This window comes from Streptomyces sp. TM32 (assembly GCF_004122755.1).
Classification (GTDB): domain Bacteria; phylum Actinomycetota; class Actinomycetes; order Streptomycetales; family Streptomycetaceae; genus Streptomyces; species Streptomyces sioyaensis.
On sequence record NZ_SDIG01000076.1, the window covers coordinates 1 to 22,879 of the forward strand.

Consider the following 22,879-nt stretch of genomic DNA (forward strand, 5'->3'; position numbering starts at 1 on the left):
GTGTTCGAGGGGGTGGACCTGGACGTACCGGCGGGCGGACTGCTCGCCGTGCACGGTCCGCCGGGTGCCGGGATCAGCAGTTGCCCTTGCGCCGAGCCGGGATCACAGTGAGAAGGGGAACGTATGCGCGATCGGAGAGCATCGTGATCATTCTCGGCGTCATACTGCTCATCATCGGTTTCGTGACCGGCCTCGGGATCCTGTGGACGATCGGGATCGTGCTCGCCGTCCTTGGCGCGATCTGCTGGATTCTCGGCTCGCTGGGGCACGCGGTCTTCGGGCGGCGGCACTACTACTAGCCCCGCCCACCGGCCCGCAGGCACCTGCCCGCGCGTCGGCACCGCTCCTTCCGCACGCGCCCGTCGCACTTCCCGCGCCCACCGGGAACCGACCCGCGCGCACCGTACACAAGGAAGAGCTTTCCGGTATGGACACACAAACCCCGGATCAGGATCCCCGCGACAGCCCTGGTGCCGTCGGCGGGGTGCCGCCCGGCGAAACCCCTGCGGGTGAGGGCAGCACGGGCTCGGAAACCGGTCCTGCTGACCGGCAGACACGCGGCTGGGCCAAGGGCCCGGTGATCATCCTCGGCATCATCGTCGTGCTCTGCGCGGCCTTCTTCATCGCCTACGCGGTGACCGTGACGCTGTGACGCTGTGACGCGGTGATCGTGGAGCTGTGACACGGGCGCGGGCCGGTCCCGCGCCCGCCACACGACCGGTCCCCTCGGTGGGCTGCCCGGCAGACCCCGGCAGACCCCGGCCCGGGGTCACCCTCCGTAAGGGTGACCCCGGGCCGAGTGGGCTTGCCGCGTCTCAGGGCTCCTGCGGATCGACACCGGTCTGTGCCTCCGTGTCCCTGCCTCCGCTCGGCCGGCGCGAGCGGCCCTTGGGCCCCAGGTCGCGCATGCCCTTCTCGTCCTTCTTGGCGGCCCGGCGCTCGCCGCCCTTCGTCTCGCCCTTCACCTCGCTGGCCGGCGGCACCTTCTCCTGCCCGCTGCCCTCCTTGCTGGGGTCCCTTCCGGGTGCGTGGCGCTCGGGGTGGAAGGACCGGTGGGCGCTCGGGTTCTCCTGCTGTTCGGTCTGGTCGACATCGGGCGACCACCCGTGCTGTTCGGACCCCTTGTGCGCGCTGGGGCCCTCGCCCATCTTCGGATGCGAAGACTTCCGCTTGTCAGACACGTCGGCTCCTTGTGTTGGCGCCGCGTGGGGCGGCGCTGACTGCCCCCGCGCAGAGTGCGGCAGTCCGGATTTCCCGCCTGCGGGCCCCTGGCCGCGGCGTGCTGTGCACGCCACCTCGGCCCCTGCGTGGGCAAGGCCCGCCACCTTCAGGCTGCGTGCCTGTCGGGTCATCCGCATCTCAGCCCGGTGGCGCGGGAACGCCGGCGCCCCGGTCACGGCGCGATCCGCTGGGGACGCGCACCCGAAGCGTCCTGTTGACTACGGAGCGTGGTCGGCAGCCCGCCGGATCACGAGAGCGAGGGGATTCACCCGGCCGTCGGCGACCAGCGGACCGGAAGGTGCCGCGGGCCGCGGAGCAACGCACCCAACCGCCAGCGCAGATCAGCCGGGTGTGCGTCCAGCTCCAGCCTCGGGCAGCGCTCCAGGAGGGTACGCACCGCGATCCGTGCCTCCATGCGTGCCAGCGGGGCACCGAGGCAGAAGTGGATGCCATGGCCGAAGGCCACATGGCCGCGGGCGTCGCGGGTGATGTCGAAGTGCCCGGGGTCACCGAATCGAACCGGGTCCCGTCCCGCGTCGGCGATCACGGGGAGGACGACCTCGCCGCCGCCGGGGATCACCGTGCCCGCGATCTCGGTCGCCTCGGTGGTGAAACGGAAGGTGGAGGTCTCGATCGGTCCCTCGTAGCGCAGCATCTCTTCGACCGCGTTGTCGATGAGGGACAGATCGGCGCGCAGCGCGGCGAGTTGCGCCGGGTGGGTGAGGAGAGCCAGAACGCCGTTGGAGATGAGATTGGCGGTCGTCTCATAGCCCGCGATCAGCAACAGCTGGGCCATTCCCAGGAGTTCCTGCGCGCTGAGCCGGTCGCCGTCCCCGTCGCTCACCGCGATCAGATCGCTCAGCAGATCGTCGCCGGGGCGGGCGCGTTTCTTCTTCACCAGCTCGTCGAGATAGCCGGTCATGGCTGCCAGGGCCTCCCCGGCCTCCGGCGTCGCGGCGCCGACGAGCAGGACGTCGGTCCAGGCGCGGAAGGCCTCCCGGTCCAGGAACGGAACGCCCAGCAGCTCGCAGATGACGGTGATCGGCAGGGGGAAGGACAGTGCGTCGACGAGATCGGCACGGCCGTCGGGCGCGGCGAGCATCGCCGCCAGCAGTTCGTCGGTCAGCTCCTGGATGCGCGGTGTGAGGGACGCCATCCGGCGGGCCGTGAAGGCGCGGGCGACCAGGCCGCGCAGCCGGGTGTGGTGCGGCGCGTTGGAGCGGAGCATCGTCACGCCCATGGTCACCGGCTGCATCGGCTGCGCGGGCGAGGCGTGCCGCCACTCCTTCGACAGCCGCGGGTCGCTGAGCGCCGCACGCACCTCGTCGTATCCGACGACCAGCCAGACGACCGTGCCCTCCGGGAGACGCACGCGGTGTACCGGGCCCTGCTCGCGCAGCGACGCGTACACCGCGTACGGATTGCGGACGAAGTCCTCCCCCATTGCCGACAGATCGAGCGTCTCCACCGGTTGCGTTGCCATCCGGCCTCCTCCCCCTCGTGCTCTTGGCCTCGGTACGGCCACATATGGGGAAATCCCTCCCCGGCGGAGGAGCCACTAACCACGACGCCCGCCGAACGGCCGGTCCTTGACCACACGGGCGCCGGGCCGACGGCCGCCCCGCGCCGGCGCGCGTCAACCGCCGGCCGGCGCGGCAATCGCCGACCGGCGCACGGCACCCGCCGACCGGCGCCCGGCGACCACCGATTGCCCGGACCCGGCCGGCTACCGCTGGATCAGGTAGAGCATCAGAGCCGAGATGACGGCTCCGGCCGCGCCCTCGATGGCGTGGGCCGCGGTGAAGCGGGCGTACTTCCTGAGCCACGGGCGCCGTGGCTTCCGGGGAACACGCGGGAGGGAGGGCTCGTCCTCCGCACGGTCCTTCATGGGCTTCTCCCTGGTCGGTGGTGGGTCGTGGGTGAGTGGTGGGGGCGTGGGTGAGTGGTCGTTCCGCTTCGGTCAGCGCCCCGCGCACCCCACGGGCAGCGGGGCCTGGGGCTCGGCGAACTGCTGGAGCTCGGGCCCGGAGCGGGCCAGCAGCCAGACGGGGTCCGGAAGCGGGGCGCCGGGGGCCGGGTTGGGCAGATGGCGGCGCGGTGAGTACCCCAGTGCGGTGGCGATGGTGCGCCACAGCCGGGCGTCGATGAAGTTGTCGTCGGCCGCGTGATGGATCGCCAGGCAATGGGCGGAGAGCTGGTCCTCGGCGCCGGCGGCGAACCGCCACCAGAAGACCGCCGCCTCGTGGCGGTTGAGGGAGTAGAGCAGGCACGCGAACGTCCGGGCGCCGGCCGCGTCGTAGTCCCGGGCGAACTTCTCCAGACGTCCCATGTGCCCACCGCGCAGCACCGACTCGCAGAGGGTACGCAGATGCCGGCGCAGCTCCTCCGGGTCGGCCGTGGGGCCGGGGAACGGGCGGGGGCGCGGCCTCCGCGGCAGCGGCCGCGCGCGGCCGGGGCGGGCCGGCGCCGGGCCGCGCTCGTGCCGTCCTTCGGGGACCGGCCGGGCCGCGGGCGTCTGCCCCTGCGCCTCGGCGATCCGCTCGGCCAGTCGGCGAGTGAAGGCTTCAGGATCGTGGTCGGCCAGTACGCGACCCACCTCATCGGCTTCGGCTCGCAGAATGTCTTCGATGGTCACGACGGTTCTCCTTCCTGATCGTGCCGGAGATAGGAGGCGGCCAGGTCCTTGGCGAGCTGGCGGCCGCGGGAGTAGTAGGTGCGCGCCGTGCCGGGAGTGATGCCGAGGGTCTCGGCGATCTCCTCGTAGCTCAGCTGGGCCACGCGGAGCCGGACGCAGTCCGCCTGCACCGGTTCGCGCCGGGCCAGTTCGTCCATGGCGCGGTCGAGGGCGTCGTAGGTGCCCAGGTGCAGGATCTGGTCGACGCAGGACTGGTGGAGCCCGGCCTCCGCGGCGGCGGCCTGTTCACGGCGGGCCACCCGGTTGCGCGAGCGGATGTGGTCCTTGATGACGTCACGCAGGATCCGCAGGCCCAGGGCCCGGTAGTTGCTGTGGGCCAGGAACTCGTCCCATTTCGCATGGATCTTCATCCCGGCTATCTGGACCACGTCTTCGGCGTCCTGACGGTGCCGCAGCATCTGTATCGCGTAGCCGAGGTAGCCCTGTTGCACCTCCTTGAAGAAGGCGGTGAAGTCGACCCGGAGCCGGTCCATCGGGTCGGGGCGCAACTGCTGTCCGTCTCCGTAATCGCTCACCGGGCGGCCGTCCCTCGGCCTGCCACGGGCGGGCGGACGGCACCGGGGTGGACCCGCGTACGAAGATCACGTTCGCAACTCCACCGGCGTCCGCGGGCCGGTGGGCGCAAGGGGCTGGAGGCCGGCGGGCCGCAGGTCCGCGAGGCGGTGTGGGTGCTCTCGCGCACACGGGCACGGAGCACGGCCGGAGTCGTCCTGGCCGCGCCGCCCATGGCCGGCGCGTCCCAGGGCCACTGGTGGTCCACTGCCTCTCCTTTCGAGGTGTCGCGGCCAACTCCCCGGCATCCGGGCGACGTCAGGGAGACCGCTTTCTTGTCCGTAAACCGTTCGCGAAGCCGAAATTGTTAATCAGATCCGGGGACCGGATATGACGGCCCGCAGTCAGATGCTCACGTTGAGCTTCTGACCTGCGGCGTTGGGGAAAGCGTGACGCGGGAGAGTGGCGCGGATCACACGCCTGTACGGGCCGCACGGTCCGGGCCGGCCGGCCGACCGGAGGAACTGCGGCCGCTGCCGCCCCGGTATGACTTGCCACTCGCCGGGGTGAGCGCCCTCGCGTTCTTCCCCAGCAGCCTGCGTGGCGGCGCTATCAACGCTTGGTGACGGAGACAACCGTCCGCGCCCTCCCTGCCATTACCCCGCCCCGCCGAGTTGCCGGCCGCCGCCGCGCGCCGCGCCCGTTCACCCACCGGACCGACGTAGGCAAGGAAGTCCGCCATGCCCCATGAGCCCGAACTCCTCGTCCTCGACGCCCACGGCGCCGACCCGGACGCCGAAATCCGCGCGCTGCACTCCCTGGGGCCCGCGGCCCGCGTCGATGTCCTCGGCGTCACCGCGTGGGCCGTCAGCGACCCCGACCTGCTGAGAGAACTGCTGACCAGCCCGGACGTGTCCAAGGACGCCCGGCAGCACTGGCCGCGCTTCGAGGAGGTCAGTGCGACCTGGCAACTCGCCTTGTGGATCACGGTGAAGAACATGTTCACCGCGTACGGCAGTGAGCACCGACGGCTGCGCCGCCTGGTGGCACCCGCCTTCACCGCACGCCGGGTGGCCGCGCTCGCCGGGCACATCGAGACCATCGTCACCGGCCTGCTCGACGACCTGGCGGCCACCGCGCCCGGCGAGCCGGTCGACCTGCGGGAGCGATTCGCCTATCCGCTGCCGATCCAGGTCATCAGCCACCTCATGGGGCTGCCACCGCATCAGCGCGAGGGCTTCCGCGACGTCGTCGACGGGGTGTTCGCCACCACGCTCACACCCGAGGAATCGGCGGCGAACACGGCGCGCCTCTACGCCGTGCTCGACCGGCTCATCGCCGCCAAACGGGCCGAGCCGGGCGAGGACATGACCTCGCTGCTCATCGCCGCGCGGGAGGAGGGCGAGGAACCGGCGCTGACCGACGACGAGTTGCGCGACACCCTCCTGCTGGTGATCTCGGCAGGGTACGAGACCACCGTCAACCTCATCGATCAGGCCGTCGTCGCGCTGTTGACCCACCCCGAGCAGCTCGCCCATGTCCGTGCCGGCCGCGCCGGCTGGGCCGAGGTGGTGGAGGAGACCCTGCGTCTGAAGCCGGCCATCAAGCACCTGCCCCTGCGCTTCGCCGTGCGGGACATTCCGCTGCCGGACGGACAGGTCATCCCCGCGGGCGAGGCGATCCTCGCCTCGTACGCCGCGGCCAACCGCCATCCCGGCCGGCACGGCGACCGCGCCGGCAGCTTCGACCTCACCCGGACCGCACCGGGACCGGAACACCTGGCGTTCGGCCACGGTGTCCACTACTGCCTGGGGGCGTCGCTGGCCCGCCTCGAAGCCGTCACCGCGCTGCGAGCCCTGTTCGCGCGCTTCCCCGAGGCGGAACTTGCCGTACCTGCCGAGGAGTTGGAGCCGCTGCCTTCGCTGCTCACCTACGGGCACAAGCGCCTGCCGGTCCGGCTGCGGCCCGCCGTCTGACGGGCCGCAGCCGGATCCGAGCCGTCTCGGCCGGGGGGCGGACCGACCTCGCCCGCCCCGCGGCTCCCGGCGCCGGCCCCTTACCTCGCCGCCGCCGGTCCCTGCACACAGCCTGCGGGGGCGCCGCTCACACGTAGGTGTAGCCGCCGGGGACGGTGGCACTGCCGCCCGCCGTGGTGACCACGACCGGCACATTGCCGAGCGCCCCGGCCGGAGTGAAGCCCACCAGCGACGTACCCGCGGCATTCGCCGCGACTCCCGTCGCGGCCACCCCGTTGAACGTGACCGATGCCCCGTTCAGATTGCTCCCGGAGATCACGAACGCCGTTCCGCCCGCCGTACTCCCCGACGTCGGCGAGATCGACGTCGCCACGGGCGCGGGCGGCGGCGTGTAGGTGTAGCCGCCGGGGACGGTGGTGCTGCCGCCCGCCGTGGTGACCACGACCGGGACGGTGCCGACCGCTCCGGCGGGGGTGAAGCCCACCAGGGACGTACCCGCGGCGTTCACCGAAACCCCTGTCGCCGGCACCCCGTTGAACGTGACCGATGCCCCGTTCAGGCCGCTCCCCGAGATCACGAACGCCGTACCACCCGCCGTACTCCCCGACGTCGGCGAGATCGACGTCGCCACGGGCGGAGGTGCGGTGTAGGTGAACCCGCCGGGGACTGTGGCGCTTCCGGCCCCTGTGGTGACCACGACCGGGACGTTGCCGACGGGGCCGGCCGGTGTGGTTCCGGTGAGCAGGGTGCCCGCGGCGTTGACGGACACTCCGGTGGCCGGCACCCCGTTGAAGGTGACTGTCGCGCCGGTGAGGTTGGTGCCGGTGATGGCGAACGCGGTGCCGCCGGAGGAGGGCCCGCTGGTGGGTACGAGAGAGGTGACGGTCGGGCCCGGCGGAGGGACGGCCACATAGGTGTAGTACACCGGGTTGGAGGTGCCATAGGGGGTGGTGGCGACGACCGGGACGGTGCCCGCCGGGTGCGCCGGTGCGATCACGGTGACCCAGGCACCATAGGGGTCGACTGCGACGATGGTGGCGGGGACGCCGCCGAAGGTGACGAAATTGGTGTTCTGCAGGCCTGATCCGGTGAGCTTGACGAGGTTCATTCCGGTGCTCGGGCCCGAGTTCGGGATGGCCTCGAAGAGTCTCGGATACCTGGGCCAGTTTCCCCCGCCCCCGTCCCCGCCGGGCCAGGAGCCCGTGGACTGCGCAATTGCTGCCTGCTCTACGACTGCGGACATGACTTCTCCCTGGGCAGCCTCCGCTGCGATTCCGCGCACGAGCCAATTCGTGAACGGATATGTCCGGAGCGGAAGTTACTGCCGTCGAATGGTGGATGCCTGCGACAGTAAGGTTCCCGGCAGATCAGAAAAAGGCGCGTACGTGACAGCAATGGTGCGTTCGGCGATCAAAATGACAATACGTAGATGAGCGTCACTCCCGCATTCTGCAACGGCGCGCGCCGTTATTCCGCGGGCCTCTTGTACGAGCCGCCCGGCACGGCTTTTCACAGTCCCTCATGCGGCCTCATGCGGCCCTCAAGCGCGCGGCCCGGGGACGCGCGCATCGCTCGTCCCCGGGCCTGCTCGTGGTCCTCGGCCCCGGTCCCACGGGGCCTGTCGATTACGGCTGGTGGTAAATGGTGGCGGCCCAGGCCGCCTTCCAACCCCCGTCGCCGAACTGGAGGTTGACCGAACAGCGGCCGGTGTCACCGTCGCAGTTCAGGCTGTTCGCCGGCACGGGTGCGACCAGCCTGCCCTCGGCGGACCGGAGTGCCGGATGGAAGACGGTCGCTGGCCAGCTGGCCCGCCAGCGTCCGTCACCGAACATCAGGGTGGCCACGCAGGTACCGTTGTCACCGTCACAGCTGAGGCTCGTCGCCGGTACGGGAGCGCGGGAGGCGGAGCGGTTCGCCTGGTGGAAGATGGACGCGTCCCACCGGGCCTTCCAATTGTTGTCGCCGTAACGGAGATTGGCCGTGCACTTGTAGGTGTCGCCATCGCAGTTGAGCGCGGTCACCGGAACCGGGGCGGCAACGGCCGGGGCGGCCGGCCCGATACCCAGAACCGCGAGGGCGGCGCAGGTGCCGACGATGGTGCGTCGCATAGCCATGTCCTTCCGTCGTGGGCGCCCGGCGCGCCCGGTCCGAAAGAAGGATCTGTCGATTCCGGCCGGCAGCACGGCTGCCTCAGGGGCCTTCAGCAGAAGGTGTGAAGGCCCGTACCGGCAAGCGAGACGCGGTCCGCGCGGCCGGCGGAGACCGGTGGTGAACAGCGCATGCGTGGTGGATGCGGGGCGTGGAGAGGGCGCATCGCACGGCACGTCCGGCATCGGCGGCCCATGCCGCGGGCACAGTCCGGCACTTCGGCGGCGAGGTCGGCGGACGGTGCTTCCGTACGTGTCACGACGGGGGTGCGGGCGCGGCGCCGGCGGGTAGGTACTCAGGTTCGCGGAGCGCCCCGGCATGCTCCCGCCGCGCTCCGCCCGGGGCCGCCCGTTCGCTCCCGGCCCGCACGGCCTCGGCCGACCCCGGGCCGGGTCGGGTCGGGTCGGCCGAGTCCGTACGGGCGGTGAATTGAAGGGCCGGGTCTGCCCGCTGGTTACGGGGCCATCTCGTACGCACCGGCCAGCGCTTCGACGCGCTCCCAGACACGGGCCGAGCGGGCCTCGTCGACGACCGGGCGCCGGACCGCGCCCAGTGCCCAGCGCTGCTGCTCCTCCGTGGCGGAGTCCTTGCCGTGCAGCTCCACGGCGTGCGCGGAGAAGTCACGGACGAGCACGGCGAACAGCTCGTCGAGCACCTCCTCGTCGAGCCCGGTCAGCCGCGCCTGCTCCAGGATCAGCTGACCGTGGACGACCAGCGCGAACAGCTGGCCGATGGCCAGGAGGAGATCGAGGTCGCGGCTCTGCTCCTCGTCGGGCGCGGCGGCGGTGACGAACTCGCACAGGGCGTCCGCCTGCTCGCGGAGGCGGCCGACGTTGGGGACGGCGGCATAGGCGTCATAGGCGGCGCGCCAGTCGTGGAAGCGGATGGCGCCCAGGCCGCGGGCCGGTCCCTGCCGGAAGAGGAACGCGTCGTCGGCCGCGTCGAGGCGGGTCGGTACGGGCGGGTACTCGGCCGGGTTCAGCAGGTGGTTGCCCATGAACTTCAGGATCAGCGCGAGGTTGACGTGGACGGTGCCCTCCAGCTTGGGCAGTCCCCGGATCTCGGTGGCCGCCTGGGCGAAGTAGGTGTCCTTCTCGAAGCCCTTGGCCGCGATGACGTCCCACATCAGGTCGATGACCTTCTCACCCTCGGTGGTCACCTTCATCTTCGTCATCGGGTTGAAGAGCAGGTAGCGGCGGTCGTCCGGGCCCGCGGAGCGGAAGTAGTCGACGGCGCGGTCGCTGAACAGCTTCATCCCGACGAGGCGGACGTAGGCGTCGGTCAGCTCGCGGCGCACATGCGGGAACGCGGTGACCGGACGGCCGTAGAGGATGCGGTTCTGCGCGTGGGTGACGGCCTCGTACATCGCGTGCTCGCAGATGCCTATCGCGCCCGTGCAGAGGTTGAACTTGCCGACGTTGACGGTGTTGAGGGCGGCGTCGAAGGCGGCCCGGCCGGTGTGCAGGATGTCGGCCTCGGCAACCGGGTAGCCGTCGAGGCGGAACTCGCTGACGTACTTCGACGAGTCGACGACGTTCTTGACCAGGTGGTAGTCCGGGTGGCGGCTGTCGGCGGCGAAGAAGACATACCCGTCGGGGCCCTCGACATCGGTGCGGCGGCCGAAGACGGAGACGAGTCCGGCGGCATTTCCGTTGCCGATGTAGTACTTGGATCCGCTGGCGCGGAAGCCGCCGACGCCGTCCGGCTCCAGCAGCATGTCGGTGGAGTAGATGTCGGCACCGTGCGCCTTCTCGGACAGGCCGAAGGCGAACACCTCGCCCTGGTCGAGGAGTTCGGCCGCGCGGGTGCGGACGGCGGCGTTGTCGCTCTGCCAGACCGGGCCGAGTCCCAGGATGGTGACCTGCCACGCGTACCAGTAGTCGAGCCCGTAGAAGCCGAAGATCTCGTTGAGGGCGGCGATCCGGGCGGTGTCCCAGCGCTTGTCCTGGTTTCCGTCGGCGGCGGAGGCCGGGGTGAGGAAGGTCGCGAACAGCCCTTCCTTGGTGGAGAACTCCAGGAACTCCGCCAGCCAGGCGCGGGAGCGGTAGTCCTCGATCAGCCGGCGCTTGCCGCGGTCCTCGAACCAGTCGACGGTGGCGCGCAGCAGCCGGCGGGTCTCGGGGTCGAAGTGCGCGGGGTCGTAGGTCCGCGGGTTGAACAGCAGCGGGTCGGCCATGGTGTTCGCCTTTCCGGTTCGTCGGGGAGGGTGGAGGTCAAAGACGTGCGGGCGGTGCCGGTGAGCGCGGCGGCCGGGCGGCGGGTGGTTCGTCGGCGCCGGGGTCAGGGGGCGGTGCCGAGCCGGCGGAGGGTGGCGAGCACGTCCTCCAGCCAGGCGATCGTCATCCGCTCGTACGCGATGCCGCCGCGCAGCACGACGTGCTGGAGCTCTTCTCCGGTATCGAGGGCCTCGGGAGCATCCGGTCCGGTGAAGTCCCGCCGCTCGCCCGCGAGATAGTGCGCGAGCCGCTCGGTGTGCTTGTGGCGGTGCCGCTCGACCTCGCGGATCAGCGCGGCCGGGTCGTCGAAGGCCGCACCGCGGATCTTCACCGCGAGCTCGTGCCGGACGCTCTCCGGTTCGATCGGCTCGTGCAGCCACTCGGCGAGGACGGTCCGGCCGAGCGCGGCGACGGAGTACTCCTTCTTGTCCGGGCGGCCCTGTTGCGGCACCTCACGGACATCGATCCAGCCGTCGCTCTCCATGCGCTTGAGAACGCGGTAGATCTGCTGGTGGGTGGCGGTCCAGAAGTAGCCGATGGACCGCTCGAACCGCCGGGCCAGCTCATAGCCGGAGCCCGGCTTCTCCAGCAGGGAGACGAGGATCGCGTGGTCGAGCGCCATACCCCGATCCTTCTATGCAACGAGTTGCATAAACAAGGGGCGCCGCGCGGGTGAGACGCGGCTCACCCGCGCGGTCGCGGCGTCCGCGCCCTCCCATGTACGGGGCGGCGCCCACCGCGCCGTGCGACGATGTCGTCGAAAAGGGGAATCGGGGGAGGCAACGGTGCACAGCAGAGGCCCTGGCATGCCGGAGGCGGGTGCGGCGCCGTCCGGCCCGCCCCAGGCGCCGGCCCTCGCGGGGCACCACGGACTGCTCGACCTGCGCGGCCGGAGCGACACCGGGCCGGCCCCGTCGTCCCCGTTCACCATGGTTTATCCGGCGAACGCCGTGGTCGTGGTGTCCGGCCTGCCGGGCAGCGGCAAGAGCACCCTGCTGCGCCGCGCCCCCGCGCAGGCGACCGTCATCGATCCGCGGGCCGTCCATGTCGCCTGCGAAGCAGTGATGCCGGGCTGGTTGCCGTACGGCCTCTACCGACCCTGGGCGCGGTGGCGGCACATCCGCTGGCTGCACCGCGAACTCCGGGGCGACGGACCGCTGTTGGTCCACGACTGCGGCAGCCGCCCGTGGGTGCGCCGCTGGATGGCCCGGGCAGCGGGGCGCCGTGGCCGCCCCCTGCATCTGGTCCTGCTGGACGTGGGCAGGGCCGAAGCGCTGTCGGGTCAGGAGTCCCGCGGCCGGCGCGCACCACGACGGGCGTTCGCGCGGCACCACCGGGGCCTGGACCGGCTCCTGCGCCGACTGTCCGAGGCCGCTGCCGCCGGCCCGTCCCCGACCGCCGGCCCGTCCCCGACCGCCGGCCCGTCCCCGGCCGCCGGCCGGCCCGCCGCGGACGGGGCAGCCGAGGTCCCCGCGCCCCGCACTCCGCTCCCCGTTCCCCCCTGCGTGGCGGAGGCCGTCTCGGTGGTCCTGCTCGGCGGCCCGACCCGGGGTCTTGCGACATGGGAGTTCGCCCGGTCGCCCCGGCCCGCGCGGCCGGCCGGTGGCGGAACCACACGCCTCCGCTCAGGAACATGAGCCACCTTCGGCACCTTGGGTGAACCGGTGGCACGTTGCGCTTACGCGTGCCAACCTTCTGTAATCAGCCAGCGGTCATGTCGCTGGCCGGAACCGGGGGGATGAGCCATGGCGGAGCGTCCGTTGGGCATTCAGGGGATCGAGGCCCTCTACGAGGAGTGCCGCACCCGCGTACAGGACAACAGGACCGCGCCACCGGGGCCGGGGCTCCCCGCGATCGTTCTGGTCGGACCGCACGGCAGCGGCAAGACCAGCACCCTGAAATGGCTCGGCTACCTCGGCTCGCGGCGTCCCCATGTGTACTTCGACTTCGGCTCCGCCGCGCCCCGCCGCCCCCATGAGGTCGCCGGCCGCCTCGCCTACGGGCTGTCCCACCGCCTTCCCCGGCAGACCCCGCTGCTCTTCCCGCGGCTGACGCTCGGCCTGTTCGTGGTGGCCCCCGAACTGTTCCTCAATCCGACGGACCCCGAGCGGGCCAGGAAGCAGTTGCGCCAGGCGCTGCGCGGGCCCCAGGACCCGCAGCCCGCGGCCGACCGGGTCGTCGCGGTCGCCGGGCTGCTGCAGGACCTCAACCTCGTCCGGATCCCCGGCATCAGCCTGCTGGCCAGCCTCATCCGGCAGCCGCCCAGCATGCCGCTGCGGGTGACCCGGCACACCGGATTCGGCTGGTACGCCGGTCCGCTGGCCGCGATGGACGCCCTGGTCGAACTCAACCAGCTCAGCAAGAGCGAGGACCCGGCGGACCGGGCCGCGGTGGACCGGCGGCTGTGCGAGGCGTTCCTGGCCGATCTGCGCGGCGAGTACGCACGGCGCCAACGCGACCGCAACTGCGTGGTGTTGCTGGACAACATCGATGCTCCCGGCGGACGGGAGTTCCTCGACCTGCTGATGGAACTCCGGGACGCCGCCGGCGAGCCCGATCCGCTGCTGGCCCTGGCCGCCGCCTCGAACGTCGGCCGGGTGCCGGGGATGTTCGCCACCGGACCGGCGGGCGTGCAGGTCCGCTCCCCCGAACAGGCCGGCTACGCCGACTGGGAACGGTCCGTCCCCGACCCGCCGCCGAATCGCTCCTGGCGCTGGTACTGCGTCCAGCTGCGCGGTCTGACGGCCGGGGAGACCGCCCAGCTCGGTACGAACATCGCCACGCGGCTGCCGGAGGCACCGCTGCTCGCCCACCGGTTGACCGACGGGCATCCGTGGAGCGTCCGGCAGCTGCTGACCGCTTCGGCCCGCATCGTGGGCCGCGAGCGACCGGAGGCGCTGTTGCGCGCCGTACTCTCCAGCACCACACCGTCCGCGGCGGACGCCGACGAGGGGCCGTCGCTGGAGGCGGAGGCGCGGGAGTATCTGCTCCGCGATCTGACCGACGACCAGCGGCGTGCGCTCGTCGAGTGCTGTGCCGCCCGCGAGTTCGACGCGGCGTGCGACGCGGGGCTCCTCGACCGCTTCCAGCTGCACACCCGCGATTCGCTGGCCCGGGTGGTCGCGACCCGATTATGGCTGACCGACCCCGTCCCCCAGGATGCCGAGACCCGTGGCGGCCGCGGCTCGGGATATCTGGAACGGGTCCATCCGAACCCGTTGCGGGGCGGCTCCGTGCTGCACCCGTGGCTCCGCCTGCTGCTGTTGCGGGAGCTCGCCGCCGGCCCGGACCGCTGGACGGCCGTCCACGGAAAGCTGCGGACCTGGCACATCGAGCACGGCCACCCGCTGGAGGTGCTGTACCACTCACTGGCGTTGCACCGGGTGGACGATGTCATCGAGCATCTCGCCCAGCGCCTGGTCGAACTCTCCGACACCAATGTCTGGTTGTACGAGCTGTACACCATCACCGCCGCACCACTGCGTGAACCGGTGCTGCCGGAGCAGTCCGCCACGCTGCGGGCGGAGGAGCTGGCCGCGGAGCTCGCGCCGCGCGCGTTCGCGACGTACACGCCTCTGACCCTGCTGGTGATCTCGCTGTGGCTGGCGTCCGACCCACGCAATCGGCTGCCCGACGCGAACCCCGAGCTCAACCGCACCATCAACGCGATGTTCCAGGACCTGGCCATGCGCTCCGTGCCCACCCGGATCGGGCTCATGCACGAGGCCGCGAAGTACGTGTGAGCGCACCGGAGCATCCCCTCCCCTAGGAGCAGGCACCATGCATCTGACCCCGCAACCTGCCGACTCACTCCCCCCGTGGTGGAAGGGGTGGCAGGGTATCGGCGCCCTGGCGCTCTCCCTCGTCCTCCTCGCCGGCGGACTCTGGTACTTCTGGCCCGCCGAGGAGGACACCGGCTGCGCGCCGGGCGTTCCCGGTCTGCACTGGGCCGGCGAGGGCGCGCAGCGCGAGTGCGTCGGCCTCATGGACAACACGACGTACGCCTTCGATCCGCAGCTCAAGGGGATCACCGACCGGATCACGCAGGAGAACCGACGGGTCCGTCAGCAGTGGGAGAAGCCCGACAAGGGAAAGAGCCGCGTCCCGTACGTCAAGGTCGCCGTCCTGACACCCCTGACGGACAGCGACACCAGCGCGCTGCCCATGAAGGAAATAGTCACCAGCCTGCAAGGCTCCTTCATCGCACAGTGCCGGGCGAACGGCTGCCCTCAGCTGCCCGCGACCAGATCACTCGGCATCCAGGGCAAGACCCCGCAGATCGAGCTCGTCCTGGCCAACGAGGGCCGCGACGAAACCCAATGGCAGCCGGTGGTGAAACAGCTGGCCGAGTTGACCAAGGGTGAGCATCCGCTGGTCGCGGTCACCGGCATGGGCGTCAGCATCCCGGAGACCCAGGCGGCGGCCGACGAACTCAGCCGGCTGAAGATCCCCACGATCGGCGCGGTGCTGACCGCCACCGATCTCAACTCGCCACGTCTGTTCAAGGTGTCCCCGTCCAATGTCGACTACGCCAAGGCACTCCGTCGCTTCCTGACCGAGTCCCCGCTGGCGAAGCAGCGCGGCTACCTCGTCTTCGACAGCCGGGACGACAACTACGTCAAAACCCTGCGCAGGGCGTTCGACGAGGAATTCGGCGACTACATCGGCCGGCGGCGGGCTTCGTTCGTCGGCACGACGGGGCACAAACCCGCCGGCATTCCGAAGCTCTTCCAACGCGCCGTCAACAACATCTGTCTGACCAAGACGCAAGTGATCTTCTACGCCGGGCGCGACCGTGATCTCGCCGACTTCGTCCGTGCGCTGTCCACCCGCAGCCAATGCGGTCACGACAAGCCGATCACTGTGATGACCGGGGCCACCGGCACATTCGCCCAGGGCTCGGCGGTGCAGGGGCTGCTCAAGGCCAACAAGATCACTATTGTCGACGCCTCCGCGACCAGTCCCGACGAGTGGACCAGCGGCGTCCACGCCCCAGCCGGCTTCAAGCCCTTCCTCCAGGCCCTGCGGGATCTGAAGTTCGACGACTCGGTGATGGACGACGGATACGCGATCATGCATCACGACGCCGTACTGACCGCGGTGTGGGCCACCCGCAATGTCACCGGCCAGACAGCCAGCGAGGCGCCCGACGTCCAGGACGTGTACAACGAACTCACCAACCTGCACGACGCGAGCACCGTCCCCGCGGCGAGCGGAGAGCTCAGCTTCGACGACGCGTCCAACGGCTGGCCGCACAACAAACCGATTCCCGTCATCCAACTCCCCGATCCCCTCAAGGATCCCGAGCCGCCCTATCTGGTGCCGTGACGGCCGGGGGTGGTGAACGAACAGCGAGGTGCCACCGGGACCGCACTGCGCCCACGCATGCAACCACCTCGCAACCTCGCAGGGCGTTCACTGCATGAGTGGCCCGGGCGACCGGAGCCATGGTTCCGGGTCGGTTCCGGGCCAGACCGCCACCACCGCCGCCACGCCGCCACCACCCCACCGTTCAGCGCCATCACCTCCGTAGGAGCCGAGCAAGAGAGGGACCCCACATGTACCGAACTCGGCGCAAGAATCCGCTGGTCAGCTGCTTCACCATGACATCGGGCCGCGTCTGATGAGCGGCGACGAGCGGGAGGCGACCGCTCCGGATGCCCCGGCCGAAGCGGGCGCCTCGCGCATCGCGCTCACCGCGGCCGCGACGGAACTGCTGCGCCTGCTGCACGCTCAGCACGGCCCGCTGATGTTCCACCAGTCCGGCGGCTGCTGCGACGGCAGCGCCCCCATGTGCTACCCGGCCGGGGAATTCCGTACGGGATCGTCGGATGCGCTGCTGGGCCGGCTGTGCGTGGAGGGCGTGCCGGAGCCGGTGGAATTCTGGATGTCGGCGGACCAGTTCGCGCGCTGGCGGCACACCCATCTGACGGTGGACGTCGTACCGGGGCGGGGCAGCGGCTTCTCCCTGGAGGCACCGGAGGGCGTGCGTTTCCTGATCCGCTCGCGGCTGTTCACCGAGGAGGAGCAGGCGCGTCTCGGCGGCTGAGGCCGAGCGGTCCGGGCCGTCGGCCGGGCAGCCGGCGCCGGGCGAACCACCCGGAGAAGCCGGTCGACGGGCCCGGAGAAACAGCAACAGCGGCGGAACCGGAGACAGAGTGAGGCCCCACGCACGGGGGAGAGCGTGGGGCCTCACTTCATTAAACGGGTAGGAGCGCGTGCAGGTTCCCCGCATGGGGCAGATTTCGTAAGAAAATTCTGTGCGCGGCGGCGTGGGCGCGGCCGCGCGGCAGCGGGGGCGGTGACCGGCCCCCGAATCCCCCTCGCCGGTCAGCTTTCCCGCCGCACCAGCCGTTCCAGCATCTCCTGGAACTCCGCGTCCGCCACCACCCGCAACCCGTTGCCGTCCGGCTCGCTCAGCGGGGTCATCACGCCGCGGCGCCACCAGAACACCCTGGGGCTGATGGCCCCCGCCGCGTCCTCGTGACCGGCCGCCGCAAACTGCGCCATGGCCTGCAGGGCCGGGATGACCCGGGCGTCGTGGATACGGTGGAACGCCAGCTGGTGCCGGAAGGGCATGGCGACCAGCGCACCGTCCGGCGTGAGCCCGGTGCCCATGAGCCGCTCCACCAGCTCGTCCAGGACAAGGACCCGGCTCGCGGTGAAGAAGGAGTCGCCGAGCAGCACCTCGAACGCGGAGCCGTCACCGCGCCGCACGGTCTCATGCCCCTCGACCGGCAGCGCCCGCAGATTGTTCATCGCCCGGATCCGCAGCTCGGCCACGTCCCCCAGGTCCGTCAGGGAGTCCTCGCTCAGCATCTGCACCGCCTCGGGCAGATCGAGGGCGAGCACCTCCCGCAGCCCCGGCGCCGGGGCACGGCCGTAGCGGAAGGAGTCCGAGGCGGGGAGCGTCTCCTGGGCGACGACCCGGGGGTAGAGGCAGGCCCGGATCTCGTCCTCGCTGAGGATCTCCAGCGGCTGCGGGCCGTCCATCGTCCGGAGCACCTTGCCGACGTGATCCCGGATCAGCGCGGGCCAGCTGCGCTCACCACGCCGGTCGCGGTGGCAGACCGCGGCGAGGTTGCCCAGCCCGAACTGCCGGCCCGCGGAGTCGGTGACCACGCCGGCGTACGCGGTGACTTCGAGCCCCTGCTCGGCGAAGGCCTGCCGGACCTGTGATCTGAAGAGGCCGCCCTCGCGCTCGGAGAAGAAGCTGAACTCCCCGTCGCGTGCCAGGTCGCGGGAATCCCGCTTCGGTCCTCGGCGGAACAGGCCCATCTCTTCCTCCCGGCAGCGGCCACGCTCAACGGCCATGAATGGGCCGATCGTAACGGGTTGCGGCACCGGCCTCGTCGTCCTGCGCCGGTGCTGCTCACCGCATGTGACCGGCGCAGGGAGACGAGGTGACGGGGACGGAAGGGGGAACGGGGGTGGGAGGGGCGGCGGGGTCAGCCGCCGATGGTGACGTCGATGCAGGCGTAGAAGGCGTTCGCGGTGTCGGCGATGTTCCAGACCGCGAGGATCTTCTGCCGCCCGGTGAGGCCACCGAAGTCAACGGTGTGCGAGACCGTCTCGGGCGGTCGCGCACCACCGTCGTTGAACTCGGCGACCTTCCTTCCTCCGGCGAAGTACTGCCAGGTGCTGGTGGCATGACGCGCGGTCAGCCGCCAGCTGAAGGTCTGCGAACGGCCGATCGGGGTGACCTTCCAGCCCTTGGCGTCGTCGTCGAGTTCGGCGAACCGACTGTTGCCGCCGCTACAACTGGTCAGCCCCTTGGGGCCTTCGACGCTCTGCGGCTCCCACTTGATCGCACCGCACTCGATGGTGCCCGCCGCACACTGCGCCTGCCGGCTCGGCGGCGAGGACACATATCCGTGCGCGCTCGCCGGGCTGACCGGCATGGTGACGACGAGCAACGGGGCGATGCCCGCACCGATGGCGAGTGCCAGCCTTCTTTTCTTGTGCATGTCAACCCTTTCGCGAGGGAGGCCACCCACGCGAGAGCTACGGACCGACGCCGCCGACGGCGTCGTACGACGGATAGCGGCGGGCGGAGGACGGCTGGCGGGATGGCGGGTACCGAATGCCGAACGCCGGGTGCCGAGTCCGGGTGCCGAGTGCCGAATGTCCGCTCGGGGAGGCCTCGTTGAGGGGGGATGGATGACGCGAGGGTGCAACCAATTGGTCTAGACTTTACTGCCTGACCGAGTACGGTCAAGAGGGTGCGGCCGCGATGGAGCGGCGTGTGGGAGCAGAAGGCCAACGGGCAACTTCTACGGCTATTTTGATGTCGCGTCAGTCGAATTCCCACTTCGAGCGCGCACCCCGCCGCCCCCGGTCAGCCCCGGCAGGGGCATCAGCGACGGCATCGGCGGCGCACCGACCGGCACGCTGGAGCCCCGTACGACCAGCTGCGGTGCGAGCCGGACCGTGCGCCGCGCTGCCGGGTCCGCGTCGGTCGGGCGCCGGCTCAGCAGGCGGGCGGCCTCGGCGGCGAGTTCGCCGACCGGCTGGCGGACGGTGGTCAGCGCCGGATCGGCGAGGCCCGCGAGCGGGATGTCGTCGAAGCCGGTGACGGCGACCTCCCCCGGCACGTCCGCGCCCAGCTGCCGCAGGCGTTGCAGCGCACCGGCCGCGATCAGGTCGTTGGCGCAGATCACGGCGTCCGGCCGGGACGGCCAGACGCGGTCCGCGGCGGCCCGGCCCCACGCCACCGAGAAGTCGCCGAGCTCGACCCGCCCGGGGGCGGTGGGATCCAGGGCCGCGGCTCCCGCCTCGTAGGCCGCGCGCCGCTCGACCGCCGCCGACGCGGTCCCGGCCGCCCCCACGAAGCAGAGGCGGCGGCGGCCGGTGGCCGCCAGGTGATCGAGTACCAGCGCCATACCGGCCGCGTTGTCGACGGCGACCGAGTCGGCGACGCCGGGGCCGCATCCGCGGTCGAGCAGTACGAGGGGCACCTGGGCGGCCGCGGCTGCCACCGCCTCCCGGCTGCGCCGCTCGTCGACGGGTATCAGGAGCAGGGCGTCGACCTGCCGGCCGAGGAACGCGCCGATCCGGGCCGCCTCGGTGACCGGGTCGTCGTCGCAGTCGGCGAGAAGCACGGCCCGGCCCTCGGCGTGCAGGGCATGTTCCAGCTCCCGGACCAGGGAGGGGAAGAACGGGTTGGTGATCTGCGGCAGGACCAGCCCGACGGTGCCGGTGGTCCGGCTGCGCAGGGCGCGGGCCACGTGGTTGGGCCGGTAGCCCAGGCGCTCGGCGGCCGCGCGGACGGTGCGTACGGTCTCGGCACCGACCGGGCGGGTGCCGGCCAGGACACGGGAGACCGTGGCGACGGAGCAGCCCGAGGCCAGCGCGACATCCCTCAACGTGACTTCGGCCACCGTCTCCCGGCTCCCTTCGTCCGGCCCGCCCGAACCGGAGGGAGCATACGCCCCCTTGAACTCCTGGCAATCGTTGTCCCATGAGAGCGGGATCTCCTGGTCATCCCGCCATCCTTTCATCCCGAAAACGTGCGGTTGGCCAGAGATTGAACCGTTGACAACCGGCACGTCCATGGGCCAAGTTTCCGGAGAACGTTTTCCCATGCTGCTCGCTCGCCGGCTGACTCCCCGCCCGGGCTCGCCATGGGGTGACCGCCGGACGCGCTGTGCGCCGGAGCCCATGTCGGCCCGCACACACCACCACTCCGCGCTGCCTTTCCACGCAGCCGAGCAAGCAGAGCAAAGGGGCTCTTCCGTTGGCCAGAAAGATCATCCTCGACTGCGACCCGGGGCATGACGATGCGATCGCCATGCTCCTGGCACATGGCAATCCCGAGGTCGAGCTGGTCGCCGTGACGACCGTGGTCGGGAACCAGACGCTGGAGAAGGTGACCCGCAACGCCCTGTCCGTGGCGCGGATCGCCGGGATCACCGGCGTCCCCTTCGCCGCCGACTGCCCGCGTCCGCTGGTGCGGGCCATCGAGACGGCGCCGGACATCCACGGCGAGACCGGTCTGGACGGTCCGGACCTGCCCGAGCCGGCCTTCGAGCTGGACCGCCGGCACGCGGTGGACCTGATCATCGACACGGTGATGTCCCACGAGCCCGGTGAGATCACCATCGTCCCGACCGCCGGCCTGACCAACATCGCGCTGGCCGTGCGCAAGGAGCCGCGGATCGCCGAGCGGGTCCGCGAGGTCGTGCTGATGGGCGGCGGCTACCACGAGGGCAACTGGAGCGCGGTCGCCGAGTTCAACATCATCATCGACCCCGAGGCCGCACACATCGTCTTCAACGAGCGCTGGCCGATCACCATGGTCGGGCTCGACCTGACCCACCAGGCGCTGGCCACCCCCGAGGTCGAGGCCAGGATCGCCGCGGTCGGCACCCGCCCGGCCCGGTTCGTCGGGGAACTCCTGGACTTCTTCCGCGAGGCCTACCGCGAGAACCAGGGCTTCGACCACCCGCCGGTGCACGACCCGTGCGCGGTCGCCTACGTCATCGACCCCGACGTGATGACCGTGCGCAAGGCCCCGGTGGACATCGAGCTGCGCGGCGCGCTGACGGTCGGGATGACCGTGACGGACTTCCGTGCGCCCGCCCCGGCCGACTGCACCACCCAGGTCGCGGTCACGCTCGACCACGAGCGGTTCTGGAACCTCGTCGTGGACGCACTTGAGCGGATCGGTGACGTCGAGGCATGAGCGTTTCCACCTCTCGGCGCCCCGTCGGGGCGGCGGCCGGCGGCTCCGGTGTCCGCATAGGCGTGCTGGTCACCGCGCTGCTCGCGGCCTGCTTCGCCTTCCAGCTCAATGCCAGCATGCTCAGCCCCGCGCTGAAGAACATCGAGGACTCGCTCGGCGCCAGCTCGGCGGAGATCGGCCTGACCCAGACGGCGTTCTTCACCTCGGCGGCGCTGTTCTCGCTGTTTCTCCCGCGGCTGGGCGATGTCCTCGGCCGCCGCCGCGTGCTGGCCGGAATGCTCGGCCTGATGGTCGTCGGATGTGTCGTCGCGGCGCTGGCGAGCAGCGTGCCGCTGCTGTTCGCCGGGCGCGTCATCCAGGGCGTCAGCGGTCCGGTCGTCCCGCTGTGTCTGATCATGCTGCGGGTGGAGGTGCAGGAGCCCAAGCGCTACGGCACCCTGCTCGGCGTGATCACCGCGGTCAACGGCGGTATCGCCGGTGTCGACTCGCTCGCGGGCGGCTACCTCGCCGACCGGCACGGCTTCGGCTCGGTCTTCTGGGCCATGGCGGCGGTCGCGGCCGTGGCCACCGTCCTGGTCGCCACGCTCACCCCCGAGTCCAAGGCGCCCGTCGGCGGCCGGATGGACTGGCCCGGTGTCGCGCTGCTGGTGCTCTCGGTCGGCTCGCTGCTGACCGCGCTGAACGAAGCGGGCAAGCTCGCCGCCGCCAACTGGTCGCTGATCGCCGTCCTTCTCGTGGTCGCCGCGGCCGCCTTCGCCCTCTTCTGGCGGACCGAGAACCGCAGCGGCCATCCGCTGGTCGCCACCCGGCACCTCAAGCAGCGCGCGACCTGGGCGACCCTGCTGACCACCGTGCTCACCATGACCGGCGTCTTCGCCGTCATGAACGGGCTGATCCCGGCCTTCGCCCAGGACGCCCAGGCCGGCCTCGGGATGAGCGCCGAGCAGTCCGCCTGGTGGACGCTGTCCCCGTACGCGCTCGCCGGACTCGCCATGGGCCCGCTGGCCGGCCGGCTCGCCGCCACCTTCGGCTACGGCCGGGTGCTGCGGCTGGGCCTGGCCGGTTCGGTGGCGACGGTGGTGCTGATGCTGCTCACGATGCACAGCCACTCGCGGGTCCTGCTGTTGGTGACGTCCGTCCTGGTGGGCGTGGCCTACGCGGGCGTGGCGAACATCGTCCTCAACGGGCTGGGCATCGTCCTCTCCCCCGCCGAGAACCCGGGCTTTCTGCCCGGCCTGAACGCGGGCGCGTTCAACCTCGGCGCGGGGCTGAGCTTTGCGGTGCTCTACGCCGTCAAGACGGCGGCCACGCCGACGGATCCGGCGTCGTCCGGCGGCTACACCGCCGGCATGATCGCGGGCGTGGTCATCCTGGCCGCCGCCATCGCCACGTCCTTCCTGATCCCGAAGCCGGTGGCGGCGGAGGCACAGAGCTAGGGCGTCTCGTC

At 71.2% G+C, this 22,879-nt stretch carries 21 protein-coding genes; 9 read left to right on the forward strand and 12 right to left on the reverse strand.

Annotated elements, in window-relative coordinates:
* The first annotated feature begins 143 nt into the window (after nt 1-143).
* Both EST92_RS31660 and EST92_RS17965 read left to right on the forward strand, forming a co-directional pair.
* Nucleotides 144-299: a DUF6131 family protein gene (locus EST92_RS31660; RefSeq protein WP_174244049.1), complete on the forward strand. Its 156-nt coding sequence runs from the start codon at nt 144-146 to the stop codon at nt 297-299.
* 128 nt (nt 300-427) lie between these two features.
* The gene (locus EST92_RS17965) at nt 428-652 is read left to right on the forward strand and encodes a DUF6480 family protein (protein ID WP_093487174.1); all 225 of its coding nucleotides are present in this window, start codon (nt 428-430) and stop codon (nt 650-652) included.
* A gap of 163 nt (nt 653-815) precedes the next feature.
* Here EST92_RS17965 and EST92_RS17970 read toward each other — a convergent pair whose 3' ends face one another.
* From EST92_RS17970 to EST92_RS17985, 5 genes are all read right to left on the reverse strand, one after another.
* Nucleotides 816-1,181, reverse strand: a complete 366-nt coding sequence (locus EST92_RS17970; protein ID WP_129281923.1) for a hypothetical protein — start codon at nt 1,179-1,181, stop codon at nt 816-818.
* 305 nt (nt 1,182-1,486) lie between these two features.
* Nucleotides 1,487-2,704: a cytochrome P450 gene (locus tag EST92_RS17975; protein WP_129281924.1), complete on the reverse strand. Its 1,218-nt coding sequence runs from the start codon at nt 2,702-2,704 to the stop codon at nt 1,487-1,489.
* Nucleotides 2,705-2,947: 243 nt separating this feature from the next.
* Entirely contained in the window at nt 2,948-3,109 is a 162-nt protein-coding gene (locus tag EST92_RS31170) for a hypothetical protein (protein WP_154073980.1), read from the reverse strand.
* Between the two features lie 72 nt (nt 3,110-3,181).
* Complete coding sequence (locus EST92_RS17980) at nt 3,182-3,856, reverse strand: hypothetical protein (protein ID WP_129281925.1); 675 nt, start codon at nt 3,854-3,856, stop codon at nt 3,182-3,184.
* The gene (locus tag EST92_RS17985; protein ID WP_129281926.1) at nt 3,853-4,431 is read right to left on the reverse strand and encodes an RNA polymerase sigma factor; all 579 of its coding nucleotides are present in this window, start codon (nt 4,429-4,431) and stop codon (nt 3,853-3,855) included. Before EST92_RS17985 ends, EST92_RS17980 begins: the two co-directional genes overlap by 4 nt.
* A 717-nt stretch (nt 4,432-5,148) precedes the next feature.
* Between EST92_RS17985 and EST92_RS17990 the strand changes: the two genes are divergently transcribed.
* Nucleotides 5,149-6,384, forward strand: a complete 1,236-nt coding sequence (locus EST92_RS17990) for a cytochrome P450 (protein WP_129281927.1) — start codon at nt 5,149-5,151, stop codon at nt 6,382-6,384.
* Nucleotides 6,385-6,511: 127 nt separating this feature from the next.
* Here the strand turns inward: EST92_RS17990 and EST92_RS17995 are convergent, their stop codons facing one another.
* From EST92_RS17995 to EST92_RS18010, 4 genes are all read right to left on the reverse strand, one after another.
* Nucleotides 6,512-7,627: an IPT/TIG domain-containing protein gene (locus tag EST92_RS17995; protein ID WP_129281928.1), complete on the reverse strand. Its 1,116-nt coding sequence runs from the start codon at nt 7,625-7,627 to the stop codon at nt 6,512-6,514.
* Between the two features lie 382 nt (nt 7,628-8,009).
* Entirely contained in the window at nt 8,010-8,492 is a 483-nt protein-coding gene (locus EST92_RS18000; RefSeq protein WP_129247490.1) for a hypothetical protein, read from the reverse strand.
* A 494-nt stretch (nt 8,493-8,986) separates the two neighbouring features.
* On the reverse strand, nt 8,987-10,708 hold the full coding sequence (locus tag EST92_RS18005; protein WP_129281929.1) for an acyl-CoA dehydrogenase family protein: 1,722 nt from the start codon (nt 10,706-10,708) through the stop codon (nt 8,987-8,989).
* A 104-nt stretch (nt 10,709-10,812) separates the two neighbouring features.
* Nucleotides 10,813-11,370, reverse strand: a complete 558-nt coding sequence (locus EST92_RS18010; RefSeq protein WP_129281930.1) for a PadR family transcriptional regulator — start codon at nt 11,368-11,370, stop codon at nt 10,813-10,815.
* Nucleotides 11,371-11,533: 163 nt separating this feature from the next.
* Here EST92_RS18010 and EST92_RS18015 point away from each other — a divergent pair, with 163 nt between their 5' ends.
* From EST92_RS18015 to EST92_RS18030, 4 genes are all read left to right on the forward strand, one after another.
* A complete protein-coding gene (locus tag EST92_RS18015) occupies nt 11,534-12,385 on the forward strand; it encodes an AAA family ATPase (protein ID WP_254068894.1) in 852 nt (283 codons plus the stop codon).
* Between the two features lie 108 nt (nt 12,386-12,493).
* Nucleotides 12,494-14,491 (forward strand): hypothetical protein, encoded by a 1,998-nt coding sequence (locus EST92_RS18020; protein ID WP_129281931.1) that lies wholly within the window; start codon nt 12,494-12,496, stop codon nt 14,489-14,491.
* Between the two features lie 37 nt (nt 14,492-14,528).
* Entirely contained in the window at nt 14,529-16,076 is a 1,548-nt protein-coding gene (locus EST92_RS18025; protein WP_129281932.1) for an ABC transporter substrate-binding protein, read from the forward strand.
* A 295-nt stretch (nt 16,077-16,371) separates the two neighbouring features.
* Nucleotides 16,372-16,797 (forward strand): DUF779 domain-containing protein, encoded by a 426-nt coding sequence (locus EST92_RS18030; RefSeq protein WP_129281933.1) that lies wholly within the window; start codon nt 16,372-16,374, stop codon nt 16,795-16,797.
* A 281-nt stretch (nt 16,798-17,078) separates the two neighbouring features.
* On the opposite strand, the gene EST92_RS18035 is transcribed toward EST92_RS18030, so the two are convergent.
* From EST92_RS18035 to EST92_RS18045, 3 genes are all read right to left on the reverse strand, one after another.
* On the reverse strand, nt 17,079-18,026 hold the full coding sequence (locus EST92_RS18035) for a hypothetical protein (RefSeq protein WP_129281943.1): 948 nt from the start codon (nt 18,024-18,026) through the stop codon (nt 17,079-17,081).
* Between the two features lie 170 nt (nt 18,027-18,196).
* Nucleotides 18,197-18,715: a lytic polysaccharide monooxygenase auxiliary activity family 9 protein gene (locus EST92_RS18040; protein ID WP_129281934.1), complete on the reverse strand. Its 519-nt coding sequence runs from the start codon at nt 18,713-18,715 to the stop codon at nt 18,197-18,199.
* A gap of 312 nt (nt 18,716-19,027) precedes the next feature.
* On the reverse strand, nt 19,028-20,128 hold the full coding sequence (locus tag EST92_RS18045; RefSeq protein ID WP_254068895.1) for a LacI family DNA-binding transcriptional regulator: 1,101 nt from the start codon (nt 20,126-20,128) through the stop codon (nt 19,028-19,030).
* 356 nt (nt 20,129-20,484) lie between these two features.
* Between EST92_RS18045 and EST92_RS18050 the strand changes: the two genes are divergently transcribed.
* Nucleotides 20,485-21,432, forward strand: coding sequence for a nucleoside hydrolase (locus EST92_RS18050; protein WP_129281935.1), 948 nt, complete (start codon nt 20,485-20,487; stop codon nt 21,430-21,432).
* Nucleotides 21,429-22,868 (forward strand): MFS transporter, encoded by a 1,440-nt coding sequence (locus EST92_RS18055; protein ID WP_129281936.1) that lies wholly within the window; start codon nt 21,429-21,431, stop codon nt 22,866-22,868. Before EST92_RS18050 ends, EST92_RS18055 begins: the two co-directional genes overlap by 4 nt.
* The last annotated feature ends 11 nt before the right edge of the window (nt 22,869-22,879 follow it).

Bases quoted from the DNA above. Each gene is read 5' to 3' on its own strand.
- EST92_RS18055 (WP_129281936.1), top strand. From the start codon at position 21,429: ATGAGCGTTTCCACCTCTCGGCGCCCCGTCGGGGCGGCGGCCGGCGGC.
- EST92_RS18020 (WP_129281931.1), top strand. From the start codon at position 12,494: ATGGCGGAGCGTCCGTTGGGCATTCAGGGGATCGAGGCCCTCTACGAG.
- EST92_RS18010 (WP_129281930.1), bottom strand. From the start codon at position 11,370: ATGGCGCTCGACCACGCGATCCTCGTCTCCCTGCTGGAGAAGCCGGGC.
- EST92_RS18000 (WP_129247490.1), bottom strand. From the start codon at position 8,492: ATGCGACGCACCATCGTCGGCACCTGCGCCGCCCTCGCGGTTCTGGGT.
- EST92_RS18040 (WP_129281934.1), bottom strand. From the start codon at position 18,715: ATGCACAAGAAAAGAAGGCTGGCACTCGCCATCGGTGCGGGCATCGCC.
- EST92_RS17965 (WP_093487174.1), top strand. From the start codon at position 428: ATGGACACACAAACCCCGGATCAGGATCCCCGCGACAGCCCTGGTGCC.
- EST92_RS17995 (WP_129281928.1), bottom strand. From the start codon at position 7,627: ATGTCCGCAGTCGTAGAGCAGGCAGCAATTGCGCAGTCCACGGGCTCC.
- EST92_RS18035 (WP_129281943.1), bottom strand. From the start codon at position 18,026: ATGGGCCTGTTCCGCCGAGGACCGAAGCGGGATTCCCGCGACCTGGCA.
- EST92_RS18030 (WP_129281933.1), top strand. From the start codon at position 16,372: ATGAGCGGCGACGAGCGGGAGGCGACCGCTCCGGATGCCCCGGCCGAA.
- EST92_RS17990 (WP_129281927.1), top strand. From the start codon at position 5,149: ATGCCCCATGAGCCCGAACTCCTCGTCCTCGACGCCCACGGCGCCGAC.
- EST92_RS18025 (WP_129281932.1), top strand. From the start codon at position 14,529: ATGCATCTGACCCCGCAACCTGCCGACTCACTCCCCCCGTGGTGGAAG.
- EST92_RS18005 (WP_129281929.1), bottom strand. From the start codon at position 10,708: ATGGCCGACCCGCTGCTGTTCAACCCGCGGACCTACGACCCCGCGCAC.
- EST92_RS17975 (WP_129281924.1), bottom strand. From the start codon at position 2,704: ATGGCAACGCAACCGGTGGAGACGCTCGATCTGTCGGCAATGGGGGAG.
- EST92_RS31170 (WP_154073980.1), bottom strand. From the start codon at position 3,109: ATGAAGGACCGTGCGGAGGACGAGCCCTCCCTCCCGCGTGTTCCCCGG.